We start from the raw sequence: 14,147 nt of genomic DNA, 5'->3' as shown, positions 1-14,147 counted from the left end.
TGCTGCATCAACAAATCGACGCAAGGCTTTGTTGCACAAAAACTTTCAAGATGAAAAACCTCGTACTCGCTTCAACCTCGCCGTACCGGCGCGAACTGCTGGCCCGCCTCGGCCTGCCCTTCAGCGTTGCCAACCCCCGGACCGACGAATCCGCCCTCCCCGGCGAAGCCCCCGAGGCACTGGCCCTGCGCCTGTCCGCAGCCAAGGCCAGAGCCGTTGCCGAGCAATACCCCGATGCACTGATCATCGGCAGCGACCAGGTCGCCACGGTTGATGGCCGCATCTACGGCAAACCCGGCAACCACGAACGTGCCGTTGCCCAGCTGCGTGAATTGTCGGGCAAGACCGTCAATTTCTTCACCGGTCTGTGCCTGTACAACGCCAGCACCGGCGTCAGCCAGGTTCGCGGCGTACCGACGCTGGTCACCTTCCGGACGCTGACCGACAGCGAGATCGACAACTACCTGCAACGCGAACCGGCCTACAACTGTGCCGGCTCGGCCAAATCGGAAGGCCTGGGCATCGCCCTGCTCGCTGGCATGCAGGGCGACGACCCGAATGCTCTCGTCGGCCTGCCGCTGATCGCCCTGTGCGACATGTTGCGCAATCAGGGCGTGGCAATCCTCTGATGGCCGGCACCCTCTACCTGATTCCCGTCCCGCTCGGCCCATCGGCGCCGCAGGACAGCCTGCACCCTGGCGTTCTGGCCACCGTCCGGCCACTACGTCATTTCGTCGTTGAACAGGCGAAAAGCGCCCGCGCCTTCCTCAAGGCGGCCGGCACCGACCTGCCCTTGCAGGAACTGCAACTGGAAGAACTCAACGAACACAGCCGGCCGGATGCCATCGATCACCTGCTGGCGCCGCTGCGCGCCGGTCACGACGTCGGCTTGCTGTCGGAAGCCGGTTGCCCGGCGGTCGCCGACCCGGGTGCCGATCTGGTCGCCCTGGCCCAGCGCGAGAACATCCGCGTCGTGCCGCTGATCGGCCCGTCGTCGCTGCTGCTGGCCCTGATGGCCTCCGGCCTCAACGGCCAGCGTTTTGCCTTTCAGGGCTACCTGCCGGCCAAGGACATCGATCGCAGCAAGACCCTGCGCGAACTCGAAGCCGAATCGCGCAAGCGCCGACAGACCCAGTTGTTCATCGAAACACCGTACCGCAACCGGGCAATGTTCGACGCCATTCTGCAGGCCTGCCAGGGAACGACCCGATTGTGTGTCGCCACCGACCTGACCCTGCCCGGCGAATTCATCCGCACCCTGACCGTTGCCCAGTGGAAAAAACAAACGCCGCCCGAAATCGAGCGGCGTCCGACGGTTTTCCTGCTGCTGGCCTGATCAGTTCAGGCGAAAATCACCGGCACTGCTGGAAAAACCGCGCCAGAAGCTGTCGACCGCACCGGCGCCAAGCCGTTTGGCAAAGCGCTCGGCCAGGTTCTCCTTGACCGAGTAATCAAGCACGTCCTCGACCTTGACCACGTCGCGAGCGACTGATTCAACCGTACCGAAACCATCGGCCAGCCCCAACTGGATACTTTGCGCACCGGTCCACATCAGGCCGGAAAAGATGTCCGGGTTGTCCTTCAACCGCTCGCCGCGCCCTTTCTTGACCACATCGATGAACTGGGCGTGGATATCGGCCAGCAGGGTCCGGGCGTGCGCCCGCTGGGTTTCGTCCTGCGGCGAGAAGGGGTCGAGGAAACCCTTGTTTTCGCCGGCCGTCAGCAGGCGCCGTTCGACCCCCAGCTTCTCCATCGTGCCGGTGAAACCGAAACCGTCCATCAGCACGCCGATCGAACCGACCACACTGGCCTTGTCGACATAAATCCGGTCAGCGGCGGCGGCGACGTAATAGCCGCCGGAAGCACAGACATCCTCGACCACGGCATAGAGCGGCTTGTCGGGATACTTGGCCCGCAGCCGCCGGATTTCGTCGTTGACGATACCGGCCTGCACCGGGCTGCCGCCCGGACTGTTGATGCGTAGCACCACGGCCTGCGAATTCGGGGCGTCGAATGCCGAGTTCAGTGCCGAGACCAGGCTGTCGGCACTGGCTTCACCCTTGGCGGCAATGACACCACGCAGTTCGACCATCGCGACATGCTTGTCGGCCACCTTGCTACTGTCCCATTCGATCAGGGCAAACAGGATGAAGGCAACGTAGCCAAAGCCCAGCAGCTTGAAGAAAATGCCCCAGCGACGCCGCGCGCGCTGTTCGCTGAGTGTGGCAACAGCCAGCTTTTCCAGGGTTTTTCTCTCCCAGGCGGGATCGTTGTCTGAGCGTTGGGGATTGAGGTCCATCTAGTTCTTTCTGGGGGAAGATTTCACCGGTCAAGTATAGCCTGCTCAGGCATTGGACATCAGCCAGGCGTCGAGTTCCGCGACGTCGTGCAGACAGGCCAGCGGCGCATGCTCAAGCAGGTGATCGTGCGGATGCGCGCCGTAGGTGACGGCCAGTGCATCGACGCCGGCATTGCTGGCCATCAACAGGTCGTGCGAGGTATCGCCGATCATCACGGTGGCAGAGCTGGTCACGCCGAATTCGGCCATCAGTTCCTCAAGCATCTGCGGGTGCGGTTTGGAGTGACATTCGTCGGCGCAGCGCGAGGCCGAGAAGAAAGGCCGCAAACCGGAGTGGTCGAGCGCCCGTTCAAGCCCCAGCCGGCTCTTGCCGGTGGCCACCGCCAGGATGTGTCCGGCCGCGTGCAGGCGCGCCAGCATTGCCGGCACCCCGTCGAACAGGGTCAGCGCATGATCGCCGGAGAGATAGTGGAAGCGGTAGCGGTCGACCATCGCCTGATAGTTTTCTGGCGCCAGATCGGGGACCGCGTGGCGCATCGCATCAGCCAGACCGAGTCCGATGACGTGGCTGGCCCGGGCATTGTCCGGCACCGGCAGGTCGAGATCGCGGCAGGCGGCCTGGATGGCCCTGACGATGGCGCCAGCGGAATCGAGCAGCGTCCCGTCCCAGTCGAAAACCACGAGTTCGTATTTCATTGTTGCTCCAGGATCTGTTGCAGGTTGTCGGCGGAAAACTCGCGCGGGGTTTGCGCGTCCACCGTCGTCATGTACTGGCGGATGCCGTCCGGCAGTGGTGCCACGCACTCGACCGGCGTGCCCAGCAAAGGATGGCGAAAAGCCATGCGCCAGGCGTGCAGTGCCATGCGCTTCAGACCGGCCGGACGCAGTCGCTTGTTGAGGTTGAAATCGCCGTACTTCTCGTCGCCGAGGATGGGAAAACCGAGATGTGCAAGATGGACGCGGATCTGGTGCGTCCGCCCGGTCTTCAACTGGGCTTCGAGCAGGCTCATGTCCGGCCAGCGGGCGAGCAGACGAAACACTGTATGCGATGCCTTGCCTTCGGCATTGACCGAGACCCGGCGCTCACCGCTGTCGGTCAGGTATTTGAGCAACGGCGCCTTGACGTGCTGGGTATTGTTCATCCAGCGCCCCTTGACCAGCACCAGGTAGCGCTTGTCGGCACCGGCGCCGTGCTCGCGGAACATGTCGTGCAGCGCCGTCAGCGCCAGCCGCTTCTTGCCAACCAGCAGGATGCCCGAGGTCTCGCGGTCGAGCCGGTGCGCCAGCTCGAGGAACTTGGCCTGCGGCCGCTGCCGGCGCAGCGCTTCGATGACCCCGAAGCTGACCCCGCTGCCGCCATGGACGGCGATGCCTTCGGGCTTGTCGATGACCAGCATCGCCTCGTCTTCGAAAATGATCGGTAGATCGACGCGAGCCTTGGCGGCCTCCTCGACCTCGTCCTGTGGGCGCTCGGCGATGCGGATCGGCGGAATGCGCACCCGGTCGCCGATTTCCAGTCGATAGGTGGCATCGACCCGGCGGCTGTTGACCCGGACTTCGCCACTGCGCAGGATGCGATAGACATGGCTCTTCGGCACCCCCTTGCAGTGCCGCAGCAGGTAATTATCCAGGCGCTGCCCTTGCGCTTCTTCGCCGATCACAACCAGGGTGACCGAATTGTTACCTGTGCCATTCATTTTCTAATATACTGCCTGCGTTTTACGTCTCTGTTTGCAAGGGATGCCGAACCGTCAGACCGTCCGCCCTCGCGCTGCAAGCGCGACTGCCATGCGGCAGGCCACGAAGTCCCTCCCGTGCCAATTGCCCGGGACAAACCAACGTGAAACGACTGGTTAAGTTCACTCACCAAAAGTAGTGATGTTAACGGATTAGCTCGCCACAAGCACGCACGGATCGCCCGTTGCAGGAATTCCAAGATCGCGCATTTCATAAAAAGACTCGCGGTCATTTAACGATCAGCACATTCATCATCGCCTTTGCCGCCAATCACATGACGCAACCCGATAACTGAACCTGTCGCTGCCTGCATGGGCGTTTCGTTGCCGTGAGCACCAGCGAGCTGGAGCCCCAAAACAATGAAACGCATGCTCTTCAATGCGACACAGGCGGAAGAACTCCGTGTCGCCATTGTCGATGGTCAGAAACTGATTGATCTCGACATTGAATCCGCCGCCAAGGAACAACGGAAAAGCAACATCTACAAGGGTGTCATCACCCGCATCGAACCGTCGCTCGAAGCCTGCTTCGTCGATTACGGTTCGGAGCGCCACGGTTTCCTGCCGTTCAAGGAAGTCTCCCGCGCCTATTTCCAGCCGGGCGTCGAACCGGGCAAGGCCCGCATCCAGGATGCGCTCAAGGAAGGTCAGGAACTGATCGTCCAGGTCGACAAGGATGAACGTGGCAACAAGGGCGCAGCCCTGACCACCTACGTCTCGCTGGCCGGCCGCTACCTGGTGCTGATGCCGAACAACCCGCGCGGCGGCGGCGTCTCCCGTCGTGTCGACGGCGACGAGCGCACCGAATTGCGCGAAATCATGGATCAGCTGGAAGTCCCCGGCGGCATGAGCCTGATCGCCCGTACCGCTGCCATCGGCCGCCAGGCCGAAGAGCTGCAGTGGGACCTCAACTACCTGCTGCAGCTGTGGTCCGCCATCGAAGGCGCCGCCCAGCAGCAATCGGGCGCCTTCCTGATCTACCTCGAAGGCTCGCTGGTCATCCGCGCCATCCGCGATTATTTCCAGCCGGACATCGGCGAGATCCTGATCGACACCGACGAAGTCTATGAACAGGCCAAGGCCTTCATGGGCACCGTGATGCCGGGCAACATCAACCGCGTCAAGCGCTACCGCGACGACGTGCCGCTGTTCTCGCGCTTCCAGATCGAACATCAGATCGAAACCGCCTTCGCCCGCCAGGTCAACCTGCCGTCCGGCGGCGCCATCGTCATCGATCACACCGAAGCCCTGGTCGCTGTCGACGTCAACTCCGGTCGCGCCACCAAGGGTGCGGACATCGAGGAAACAGCGCTCAAGACCAACCTCGAAGCCGCTGACGAACTGGCCCGCCAGTTGCGCCTGCGCGACCTCGGCGGTCTGATCGTCATCGACTTCATCGACATGGAAAACAGCAAGGCCCAGCGCGAAGTCGAGAACCGCCTGCGCGACGCCCTGCGTTTCGACCGCGCCCGTGTCCAGATGGGCAAGATCAGCCGTTTCGGCCTGATGGAACTGTCGCGCCAGCGCCTGCGTCCGGCCCTCGCCGAAACCAGCTACATCCCCTGCCCGCGCTGTTCCGGCACCGGCCACATCCGCTCGACCGAATCGGCCGCGCTGCACATCCTGCGCATCCTCGAAGAGGAAGCGATGAAGGAAAACACCGGCGCCGTGCATGTCCAGGTTCCGGTCGATGTCGCCACCTTCCTGCTCAACGAGAAGCGTCCGGACATCCAGGCCATCGAACTGCGCCACAAGGTCACCATCCTGCTGATCCCGAATGTTCACCTGGAAACGCCGGCGCACACGATCATCCGCCTGCGCCACGACGACCTGAACAACGACGACCTGCGCGAACCTTCCTACCGGATGGTTGACCAGCCGATCGAGGAATCTGCCAAGCAGGCCAGCCAGCAGGAAAGCGCCAAGCCGCGCCAGGAAGCTGCGATCAAGGGCATTTCGCCGGAACAGCCGGCCCCCAACCTGCCGGCCAAGGAAGAAGCTGTCGCCGCCCCGGCGCCTGCTGCCGCTTCCGCCGGACTGTTCGCTCGCATCGCCGCCTGGTTCCGCGGCCCGGCCCAACCGGTTGCCGCCGTCGAAGTCAAGCCGGAAGCGCCGGCCCGTAAAAGCCGCGAAGGTGCTCGTAACGACAACCGCCGTAACGGCCGCAATGGTCGTAACGGCAACCGTCGTGACGAAGGCGAACGCAACAATCGCAACACCGAACGCAACGACAAGCCGGCCCGCGAAGAAGCTGCCGGCAATGGTGAACCACGCCAGGAACGTCGTCCGCGCAAGGAACGCCGCGAGCGTCAGCCGCAGGCCGAGACTCGCCCGGCAATCGAACAGATGCCGCAAGCGCTTCAGGCCGTTGAACCGGATGCTCCGCAAACCGCAGCGGCTGGCGACGAGCAAGGCAACGCCCGTCGTCGTGGTCGTCGTGGTGGCCGTGGCCGCAACGAACGCCGCAACGAATCGGAAACCACCATGGTCGACGCGGTCAGCGCTGAGACCAGCGAGACGATCAACAATGAGCCGGTCGTCGTGACCATTCCTGCCGCGGAAACCACCATCGAGGCCAGCCCGGCACCGATGGCAGGGACTGTCGAAGTGGCTGTCGAAGCGATCGAACCGGTCGCTGCACCGGCCGTCGAGGCCCCGGCAACCGAAGTGGCTGCCGTCGCCCAGATCGAAGTCGCTCCCGAAGCCGTTCAGGAAACCGTCACGGTCGCCGAGATTGCTGCCGGACCGGCAACACCCGAAGTCCAGGCGGTTGTCGAAGCCCCGGTCGAAATCCCGGTCATCGAGCAGCCCCAGGCAGTCGCCGTGGAAGCCGTCGCAGCACCGGCCCCGCTGCCGGCCAGCGCACCGATCAATGTCGATGCTGCCCTGTCGGACAGCGGACTGGTCATGGTCCAGACCACGGCTGAAGTGCTGGTCGCCCCGAGCGAACCGCCAGTCAAGCTGGGTCGTCCGCGCAAGGCAAAGGCGGTCGAGCAAAGTACCGACGAGCCGCTGGTCATGGTCGAAACCGGCAAGTAAGCCGGTCACGACCAACAAAAAGGGCGTCCTGCGGGACGCCCTTTTTCATTGCTGAAGCCGCCTCAGCCGCTGCTGAGTTTTTTCTGCACCGCCTCGACCACGCCCTTGGCGGCGTCCTCGACCATGTCGAGCACCAGGTCGAAGCCGTGCCCCAAACCATAGTACGGATCCGGCACTTCGTCGTCTTCGAAATTCCCGGCGTAATCCATGAGCAACTGAATCTTGGGTAATTGCTCAGGCATCGCCATGCGCTGCAGGTTGTCCAGATTACTGCGGTCCATGGCCAGGATCAGGTCGAAGTAATCGAGGTCCTGCAAGGCCACCTTGCGGGCACGCAATTGCGAGAGGTTGTAGCCACGCGCCGATGCTGCCCGCTGCGTACGCGAATCCGGGGCTTCGCCGACGTGGTAGCCGTGCGTTCCCGCAGAATCAACTTCAACTCTATCTCCCAGTCCATTGATTTTTATCATATGCCTGAGCACAACCTCTGCCGTTGGTGAACGACAGATGTTGCCCATGCAAACCAGCAGCACGCGGTAAATCATTGCCTCTTATCTCCATCGGGGTCGTGCTGTGCAACGCCGAAAACACGTTCCCTGAGTCGGAAAAGTTCGTCGCGCGCAGCCGCCGCTTTTTCGAATTCCAGGTTCTTCGCGCAATCGAGCATCTGTTTCTCGAGTCGCTTGATTTCCCTGGCGACGGTTTTTTCATCCATTGCCTCGTAGACCGCGCGCTGTTGCGCCGCCTTCAGCTCGGTCTGCGCCGATTCGGCATCGTATACCCCGTCGATGATGTCCTTGATCTTCTTGGACACCCCGCGCGGCACGATGCCGTGCTGCTCGTTGAATGCGATCTGCTTTTCCCGTCGCCGTTCCGTCTCGGCGATGGCTTTCTGCATGGATTGCGTAATCCTATCAGCGTACAGGATCGCTGTGCCATGAATATGGCGCGCCGCCCGACCAATGGTCTGGATCAGCGAACGTTCGGAACGCAGGAAACCCTCCTTGTCGGCATCGAGAATCGCGACCAGCGAAACTTCCGGAATATCCAGCCCCTCACGCAGCAGGTTGATGCCGACCAGCACGTCGAACTCGCCCAGGCGCAAATCGCGGATGATCTCGACGCGCTCGACGGTATCGATATCCGAATGCAGGTAACGCACCTTGATCCCGTTATCGGCCAGGAAATCGGTCAGATCCTCGGCCATGCGCTTGGTCAGCGTGGTCACCAGCACCCGCTCGGCGACGCCGACCCGCTTGTTGATCTCGCCGAGCAGATCATCGACCTGAGTCGTTGCCGGGCGCACGATGACCTGCGGATCGATCAGCCCGGTCGGTCTGGCCACCTGCTCGACGACCTGGCCGGCGTGCTGGTTTTCGTAATCGGCCGGGGTCGCCGACACGAAAACGGTCTGGCGCATCTGACGCTCGAATTCGTCGAATTTCAGCGGCCGGTTGTCGAGTGCCGACGGCAGGCGGAAACCGTAATCGACCAGGTTTTCCTTGCGCGAACGGTCGCCCTTGTACATGCCGCCGACCTGGCCGATGCTGACGTGGGATTCGTCGATGAACATCAGCGCATCGCGCGGCAGGTAGTCGATCAGCGTCGGCGGCGCCTCGCCGGCTTTACGCCCGGAAAAATGCCGGGAGTAGTTTTCGATGCCCTTGCAGAAACCGATCTGGTCCAGCATTTCGAGGTCAAAACGGGTGCGCTGCTCGATCCGCTGCGCCTCGACCAGTTTCTGGTTGCGAGTGAAGAATTCAATGCGCTCGCGTAATTCGAGCTTGATCGCCTCGATGGCGCGCAGCACGGTCGCCCGCGGCGTGACATAGTGCGACGCCGGGAAGACCGTGAAACGCAGGGCCTTGTGCAGCAACTGGCCGGTCAGCGGATCGAAGAATTGCAGGCTCTCGATCTCGTCGTCGAACAGCGAGACGCGGATCGCGTGCTCGGCGTGTTCGGCCGGGAAAATATCGATGACGTCGCCGCGCACACGGAAGATGCCGCGATGAAAGTCCATTTCGTTGCGCTCGTACTGCATGTCGGTCAGGCGCTTGACGATGTCGCGCTGGTCCATGCGGTCGCCGACGCGCATGGTCAGGATCATGTTGTGGTACTCGTCGCGGTCGCCGATGCCGTAGATGCACGAGACCGTCGCCACAATCACCACGTCGCGCCGCTCGATCAGGCTTTTCGTCGCTGAGAGACGCATCTGCTCGATGTGATCGTTGATCGAACTGTCCTTTTCGATGAACAGGTCGCGCGACGGCACATAGGCTTCCGGCTGGTAGTAGTCGTAGTACGAGACGAAGTACTCGACGGCGTTTTCCGGGAAAAACTCCTTGAACTCGGAGTACAACTGCGCCGCCAGCGTCTTGTTCGGCGCCAGGATCAACGCCGGCCGCCCGGTACGGGCGATGACGTTGGCCATGGTGTAGGTCTTGCCCGAACCGGTCACGCCGAGCAGGGTCTGGAACGACAGGCCATCCTCAATGCCTTCGGTCAACAGGCGGATTGCCTCCGGCTGATCGCCGGCCGGCGGAAAGGGCTGGTGCAAACGGTAGGGGCTGCCGTCGAAACAGACGACGGGCGTACTGCTGTTGGTTTCGCTCATGATAAAATTCTGCGCTTGTCGTCGCGATGGACACATCGCGCGTTATTGTTGTTCCCTCTCTATTATTTCACGGAGTCGCTAATGTCCTCTTCGATCTTCGCTGCGGTGGAAATGGCCCCGCGCGACCCGATCCTCGGTCTGAATGAAGCCTTCAACGCCGATGCGCGTGATACCAAGGTCAACCTTGGCGTCGGTGTGTACTTCGACGATAACGGCAAGATTCCGTTGCTGGCCGCCGTCAAAGCTGCCGAGGATATGCGCGTCAAGGCCAGCCTGCCGCGCGGCTACCAGCCGATCGAAGGCAACCCGGCCTACAACACCGCCGTCCAGAACCTGCTCTTCGGCAAGGATTCCGAACTGCTCGCCGCTGGCCGTGTGATCACCGCCCAGGCCATCGGCGGTACCGGCGCCCTGAACATCGGTGCCGACTACCTGAAGCGCCTGAACCCGGACGCCAAGGTTTACATCAGCAACCCGTCCTGGGAAAACCACCGCGCCCTGTTCGAGGCTGCCGGCTTCATCGTCGAAGACTACGCCTACTACGACGCCGCCACCCGTGGCGTGAACTTCGCCGGCATGAAGGCCGACCTGAACAAGATGACCCCAGGCTCGGTCGTGTTGCTGCACGCCTGCTGCCACAACCCGACCGGCGCCGACATGAGCGACGCCCAGTGGGCCGAAGTCGTCGGCATCTGCCAGGAACGCGGCCTGGTGCCCTTCCTCGACATGGCCTACCAGGGCTTCGCCGACGGCATCGATGCCGATGCCGTCGCGATCCGCGCCTTCTCGGCTTCCGGCCTGCAGTTCTTCGCCTCCAGCTCGTTCTCCAAGAATTTCTCGCTGTACGGCGAGCGCGTCGGCGCCCTGTCGGTGGTCACCGCTTCCAAGGAAGAGTCGGCCCGCGTCATGTCGCAGGTCAAGCGCGTCATTCGCACCAACTACTCGAACCCGCCGATCCATGGCGGCGCCCTGGTTGCCGCCGTGCTGGCATCGACCGAACTGCGCGCCCAGTGGGAAGCCGAGCTGGCTGGCATGCGTGATCGCATCCGCGCCATGCGTGGCGGTCTGGTCGACGCGATCAAGGCCACCGGCTGTGCCCAGGACTTCTCCTTCGTCACCCAGCAACGCGGCATGTTCTCCTATACCGGCCTGACCGCTGCTCAGGTTGAACGCATGAAGGAAGAATTCGGCATCTACGCCGTATCGACCGGTCGCATCTGTCTGGCTGCATTGAACAGCAAGAACATCGACTACGTCGCCAAGGCAGTCGCCGCCGTCACCAAGTAAGCAGACGGCACTGACCAAAAACGAAGGGCGGGAATTTTTCCCGCCCTTTTTTTATCTTCCCGCGCTCAGGGTCAAGGTCGGCAGGCTGCCGCTAACCGCCAGCGGAACCCGCGTCGTCGATACCGAGGAGCGCGCCAGCGCCACCATTGCGCCATTGACCTCGCCGCCAGGCGCAACCCGCAACTGCCCCGAGGCAGTCAGCAGACCGGCATCAAGCCGGATGTCGCGCAAGGAAACGCCCTGCGCGTCGACACCAACATCGGCCTGCAATCTGTCGAAACGCGTGGCCCCGGCGCGGACCAGCGATCCGGGACCGCGCCTTGCGGCTTCGCCAATATCCATGCCGTTCATCAGTCCGCGGGTGACATCGATCTGCAACTGCGCCGAGGCATTTCGCCAGAGCGCCTGCCAGTCGTCTCCGCGAGCCGCAATCCGGATACTGCCGCTGAGATCGCCTTCGGCCGTCATCTGCGGTATCAGGTCGGCACCGATACGACGCAGATCGAGACGGGTCAACTCGCCATTACCCGACATCGCCAAGCCAGTCCCCCAACTCAGCGTCCAGTTGCCCTTGAGCAAGCCACCGAAGAAACTGGCATCGATGTCGCCGAGCTGCAGGCGATTTTCTTCCAGCACCACCTTGGCCTGCAGGACGGGGAAAGTCACGGGAACCCCCGGTAATCGCCAGGCACGCCCTTCCATCTTCAGATCGACACCCTGGGCAAGCGTCCTGGCCGTGATCAGGACACTACGATCCGGCGTCTCCAGCGAGGCGCTTTCCAGTTGCCCGGAAGACAGCAGGAGACGTCCGCCGAACGGACCAAAAAATACCGAATTCCCGGCATTGACCCGGAAGTCGCTGAGCGTGAGCTGACGCATGGCCGGCAAGGGTATCGCCGGCGACTTGCCAATCGCCGGCAAGGCCAGCAGCTGTTCAACCGGAATACTGGCGCCAGCAACCGTGACATCCTTGACGCCGGCAGCCCCGGACAAAATCATCCCCCATGGGCGATGAATTTCGATGGCATCGATAACACCACCACCGGCCGCGCCAATGGTGATTCCCTGCAAGGATAAATGTGGCGCCGGCAAGAGCCTGAGCGAAACATTGCCAACCGTGACCGGCGCCGCAAGCATGCCGCCCAGTTCGCGCTCGATGTCGGCGCGATAGTTGCCGTAAGGGAAAAAGATGACCAGCAAGACCAGGAATGCCAGCAAGCCGACGCCGCCCAAGGCCAGTAGACGGGGCAGACGACCGGCCGGAGCCGGCACATCGTCATGGATGTCCGGCTCGAATTCCGGCTGGAAACCTGGCGCTTCAGCGACCGGCGCCGCCGTCGGCAGGATGGGTTTGCCAAAGGAGGAAAAACGGCTGACCTGACTTTGCGCGCCAAGGCTTGTCGGCCCCGAAGCAGCGCCCGAACCGAAAGTGGAAAACTGGGAAATGGCAGAAACCTGTTCCTTGCGGGACTTGGGCTTACCCAACTCCCAGGCGGCAGCCGCCTTGGCCAGTGGCACGATATAACCGCCGCGCTCCAGTTCGTCGATGGCATTTTCCACCAGGCGTGAATTGCCGATCTTGGCCGACAATTCGCCAACCGTCATCTTTCCGTCCACCTGGACCAGCACCATCCGCAGATTACGCTGGACAACCCGCGTACTCTGACGAACAGCCTCATCCCCAATAGGGGTTTTTGCATAGACCAAACCGGAATTCATGGCGCAACTTCCATTCCAGAAACGACCGAGAAGACTTGACTCACCGGCATTCTACTCCTATAATGCTCGCTTCAATTCCCCGATAGCTCAGTCGGTAGAGCGCCGGACTGTTAATCCGTAGGTCCCTGGTTCGAGCCCAGGTCGGGGAGCCAAGTTCCATTAAAAAGCCCAGCCATGCCGCTGGGCTTTTTGTTTTTCCGGCACGTCGAACCGACATGGGAAAATTTAACGGAAAAACAAGCCGCTTGGCCGTAGCGAGGGAAGATATTAGCATAATTACCCACGCCACCCGCCGCCCGATGATGACAAAGGCAAATCCGGCGACTACCCATTTCGATCTACCCCCTTGTTACGCGTGTTTCGAGCGCTGATAATCCGGCCCATGCGCAACGAAACCCTGCATGTCGAGGATGCGCCCGCAAGCCTCGCCGACTTCCGCCCCGTAGCGAATACGACCGGCCATCAGCCAGGTACGTTGGTCGACAAATACGGTCGCCACGTCAGCTATGTACGCCTGTCGATCACGGATCGCTGCGACTTCCGCTGCACGTATTGCATGGCTGAGGAAATGACCTTCCTGCCACGCAATCAAGTCATGAGTCTCGAAGAATCGCTGCGGGTGGCCGAAGCTTTCGTCGGCCTGGGCGTGAACAAATTGCGACTGACCGGCGGCGAGCCGCTGGTGCGCAAGAACGTCATGTGGCTGATCGAACGTCTTGGTGCCCTGCCCGGCTTAGACAACCTGGTGCTGACCACCAACGGTTCGCAACTCGACCGCTTTGCCGAACCGCTCAAGGCGGCCGGCGTCAGACGCCTGAACATCAGCCTCGACACCCTCGACCCGGAGCGCTTCCGGCAGATCACGCGGATCGGCGAACTGGGCAAGGTATTGCGCGGCATCGAGGCGGCATCGACGGCCGGTTTCCGCCGCACCAAACTGAACACGGTGATGATGCGCGGCACCAACGATCATGAATTTGTCGACCTGGTCCGTTTTGCCATTGCCCAGGGCCTGGATATTTCCTTCATCGAGGAAATGCCGTTGGGCGAAATCCATGGACGCAGCCAGACCTACATTTCCACCGAGGAAACCCTGGCACTGCTCGGACAGCACTTCGAACTGACGCCATCGGACGAAAACTCCGGCGGGCCGGCGCGTTACTGGCGGATTCCCGGTTGTGAAACACGGGTCGGTTTCATTTCGCCGCACAGCCACAATTTCTGCGACAGCTGCAACCGGGTGCGCATCACCGCCAAGGGAGAACTCTACCCCTGCCTGGGACAGAACGACGCCCTCAACCTGCTGCCGGTGCTGCGCAGCGGCGACGACCTCGCACTCCGCCAGGCGATAATGGACAGCATGGGAATCAAGCCCTTCGGGCATGACTTCTCCAACCAGATGAACAACCCACAGGTCATCCGCTTCATGTCGATGACCGGCGGCTGACCAGCG

The 14,147-nt window shown here is 62.1% G+C and carries 12 protein-coding genes and 1 tRNA gene; 6 read left to right on the top strand and 7 right to left on the bottom strand.

Going from position 1 to position 14,147, the window contains the following annotated elements; all coding sequences use genetic code 11:
• The first annotated feature begins 50 nt into the window (after positions 1-50).
• Entirely contained in the window at positions 51-629 is a 579-nt protein-coding gene (locus AADV58_RS09620; protein ID WP_341743035.1) for a Maf family protein, read from the top strand.
• Complete coding sequence (locus AADV58_RS09615; RefSeq protein WP_341743034.1) at positions 629-1,336, top strand: SAM-dependent methyltransferase; 708 nt, start codon at positions 629-631, stop codon at positions 1,334-1,336. The genes AADV58_RS09620 and AADV58_RS09615 overlap by 1 nt, the downstream gene beginning before the upstream one ends.
• Here AADV58_RS09615 and AADV58_RS09610 read toward each other — a convergent pair whose 3' ends face one another.
• From AADV58_RS09610 to AADV58_RS09595, 4 genes are all read right to left on the bottom strand, one after another.
• On the bottom strand, positions 1,337-2,299 hold the full coding sequence (locus AADV58_RS09610; RefSeq protein WP_341743033.1) for a S49 family peptidase: 963 nt from the start codon (positions 2,297-2,299) through the stop codon (positions 1,337-1,339).
• A 45-nt stretch (positions 2,300-2,344) separates the two neighbouring features.
• A complete protein-coding gene (locus AADV58_RS09605) occupies positions 2,345-2,995 on the bottom strand; it encodes an HAD family hydrolase (RefSeq protein ID WP_028995628.1) in 651 nt (216 codons plus the stop codon).
• Positions 2,992-3,996: an RluA family pseudouridine synthase gene (locus AADV58_RS09600; RefSeq protein ID WP_028995629.1), complete on the bottom strand. Its 1,005-nt coding sequence runs from the start codon at positions 3,994-3,996 to the stop codon at positions 2,992-2,994. The genes AADV58_RS09605 and AADV58_RS09600 overlap by 4 nt, the downstream gene beginning before the upstream one ends.
• 272 nt (positions 3,997-4,268) lie before the next feature.
• Positions 4,269-4,406, bottom strand: coding sequence for a hypothetical protein (locus AADV58_RS09595; protein ID WP_341743032.1), 138 nt, complete (start codon positions 4,404-4,406; stop codon positions 4,269-4,271).
• Here AADV58_RS09595 and AADV58_RS09590 point away from each other — a divergent pair.
• Complete coding sequence (locus AADV58_RS09590) at positions 4,396-7,074, top strand: Rne/Rng family ribonuclease (RefSeq protein ID WP_341743031.1); 2,679 nt, start codon at positions 4,396-4,398, stop codon at positions 7,072-7,074. The genes AADV58_RS09595 and AADV58_RS09590 overlap by 11 nt on opposite strands.
• A 62-nt stretch (positions 7,075-7,136) precedes the next feature.
• On the opposite strand, the gene AADV58_RS09585 is transcribed toward AADV58_RS09590, so the two are convergent.
• On the bottom strand, positions 7,137-7,619 hold the full coding sequence (locus AADV58_RS09585; protein WP_028995631.1) for a low molecular weight protein-tyrosine-phosphatase: 483 nt from the start codon (positions 7,617-7,619) through the stop codon (positions 7,137-7,139).
• Positions 7,616-9,688, bottom strand: coding sequence for an excinuclease ABC subunit UvrB (gene uvrB, locus AADV58_RS09580; RefSeq protein WP_341743030.1), 2,073 nt, complete (start codon positions 9,686-9,688; stop codon positions 7,616-7,618). Before uvrB ends, AADV58_RS09585 begins: the two co-directional genes overlap by 4 nt.
• 81 nt (positions 9,689-9,769) lie before the next feature.
• Here uvrB and AADV58_RS09575 point away from each other — a divergent pair, with 81 nt between their 5' ends.
• Complete coding sequence (locus AADV58_RS09575; protein WP_341743029.1) at positions 9,770-10,975, top strand: amino acid aminotransferase; 1,206 nt, start codon at positions 9,770-9,772, stop codon at positions 10,973-10,975.
• A 51-nt stretch (positions 10,976-11,026) separates the two neighbouring features.
• On the opposite strand, the gene AADV58_RS09570 is transcribed toward AADV58_RS09575, so the two are convergent.
• Positions 11,027-12,694: an AsmA-like C-terminal region-containing protein gene (locus AADV58_RS09570; protein ID WP_081700247.1), complete on the bottom strand. Its 1,668-nt coding sequence runs from the start codon at positions 12,692-12,694 to the stop codon at positions 11,027-11,029.
• A gap of 76 nt (positions 12,695-12,770) precedes the next feature.
• On the opposite strand from AADV58_RS09570, the gene AADV58_RS09565 reads away from it, so the two are divergent.
• A tRNA-Asn gene (locus AADV58_RS09565) sits at positions 12,771-12,846 on the top strand.
• Positions 12,847-13,076: 230 nt separating this feature from the next.
• The gene (gene moaA / locus AADV58_RS09560; protein ID WP_341743028.1) at positions 13,077-14,141 is read left to right on the top strand and encodes a GTP 3',8-cyclase MoaA; all 1,065 of its coding nucleotides are present in this window, start codon (positions 13,077-13,079) and stop codon (positions 14,139-14,141) included.
• Positions 14,142-14,147: the final 6 nt, after the last annotated feature.

This window comes from Azonexus hydrophilus, assembly GCF_038368255.1.
In the GTDB taxonomy this organism is placed as follows: domain Bacteria; phylum Pseudomonadota; class Gammaproteobacteria; order Burkholderiales; family Rhodocyclaceae; genus Azonexus; species Azonexus hydrophilus.
The sequence above is the reverse complement of the archived record's forward strand: the minus strand, read 5'-3'. Positions and strand labels throughout refer to the sequence as shown.

Excerpts from the sequence above, each read along its gene's own strand:
- AADV58_RS09620 (WP_341743035.1), top strand. The coding sequence starts at position 51 with ATGAAAAACCTCGTACTCGCTTCAACCTCGCCGTACCGGCGCGAACTG.
- AADV58_RS09615 (WP_341743034.1), top strand. The coding sequence starts at position 629 with ATGGCCGGCACCCTCTACCTGATTCCCGTCCCGCTCGGCCCATCGGCG.
- AADV58_RS09610 (WP_341743033.1), bottom strand. The coding sequence starts at position 2,299 with ATGGACCTCAATCCCCAACGCTCAGACAACGATCCCGCCTGGGAGAGA.
- AADV58_RS09605 (WP_028995628.1), bottom strand. The coding sequence starts at position 2,995 with ATGAAATACGAACTCGTGGTTTTCGACTGGGACGGGACGCTGCTCGAT.
- AADV58_RS09600 (WP_028995629.1), bottom strand. The coding sequence starts at position 3,996 with ATGAATGGCACAGGTAACAATTCGGTCACCCTGGTTGTGATCGGCGAA.
- AADV58_RS09590 (WP_341743031.1), top strand. The coding sequence starts at position 4,396 with ATGAAACGCATGCTCTTCAATGCGACACAGGCGGAAGAACTCCGTGTC.
- AADV58_RS09595 (WP_341743032.1), bottom strand. The coding sequence starts at position 4,406 with ATGCGTTTCATTGTTTTGGGGCTCCAGCTCGCTGGTGCTCACGGCAAC.
- AADV58_RS09585 (WP_028995631.1), bottom strand. The coding sequence starts at position 7,619 with ATGATTTACCGCGTGCTGCTGGTTTGCATGGGCAACATCTGTCGTTCA.
- uvrB (WP_341743030.1), bottom strand. The coding sequence starts at position 9,688 with ATGAGCGAAACCAACAGCAGTACGCCCGTCGTCTGTTTCGACGGCAGC.
- AADV58_RS09575 (WP_341743029.1), top strand. The coding sequence starts at position 9,770 with ATGTCCTCTTCGATCTTCGCTGCGGTGGAAATGGCCCCGCGCGACCCG.
- AADV58_RS09570 (WP_081700247.1), bottom strand. The coding sequence starts at position 12,694 with ATGAATTCCGGTTTGGTCTATGCAAAAACCCCTATTGGGGATGAGGCT.
- moaA (WP_341743028.1), top strand. The coding sequence starts at position 13,077 with ATGCGCAACGAAACCCTGCATGTCGAGGATGCGCCCGCAAGCCTCGCC.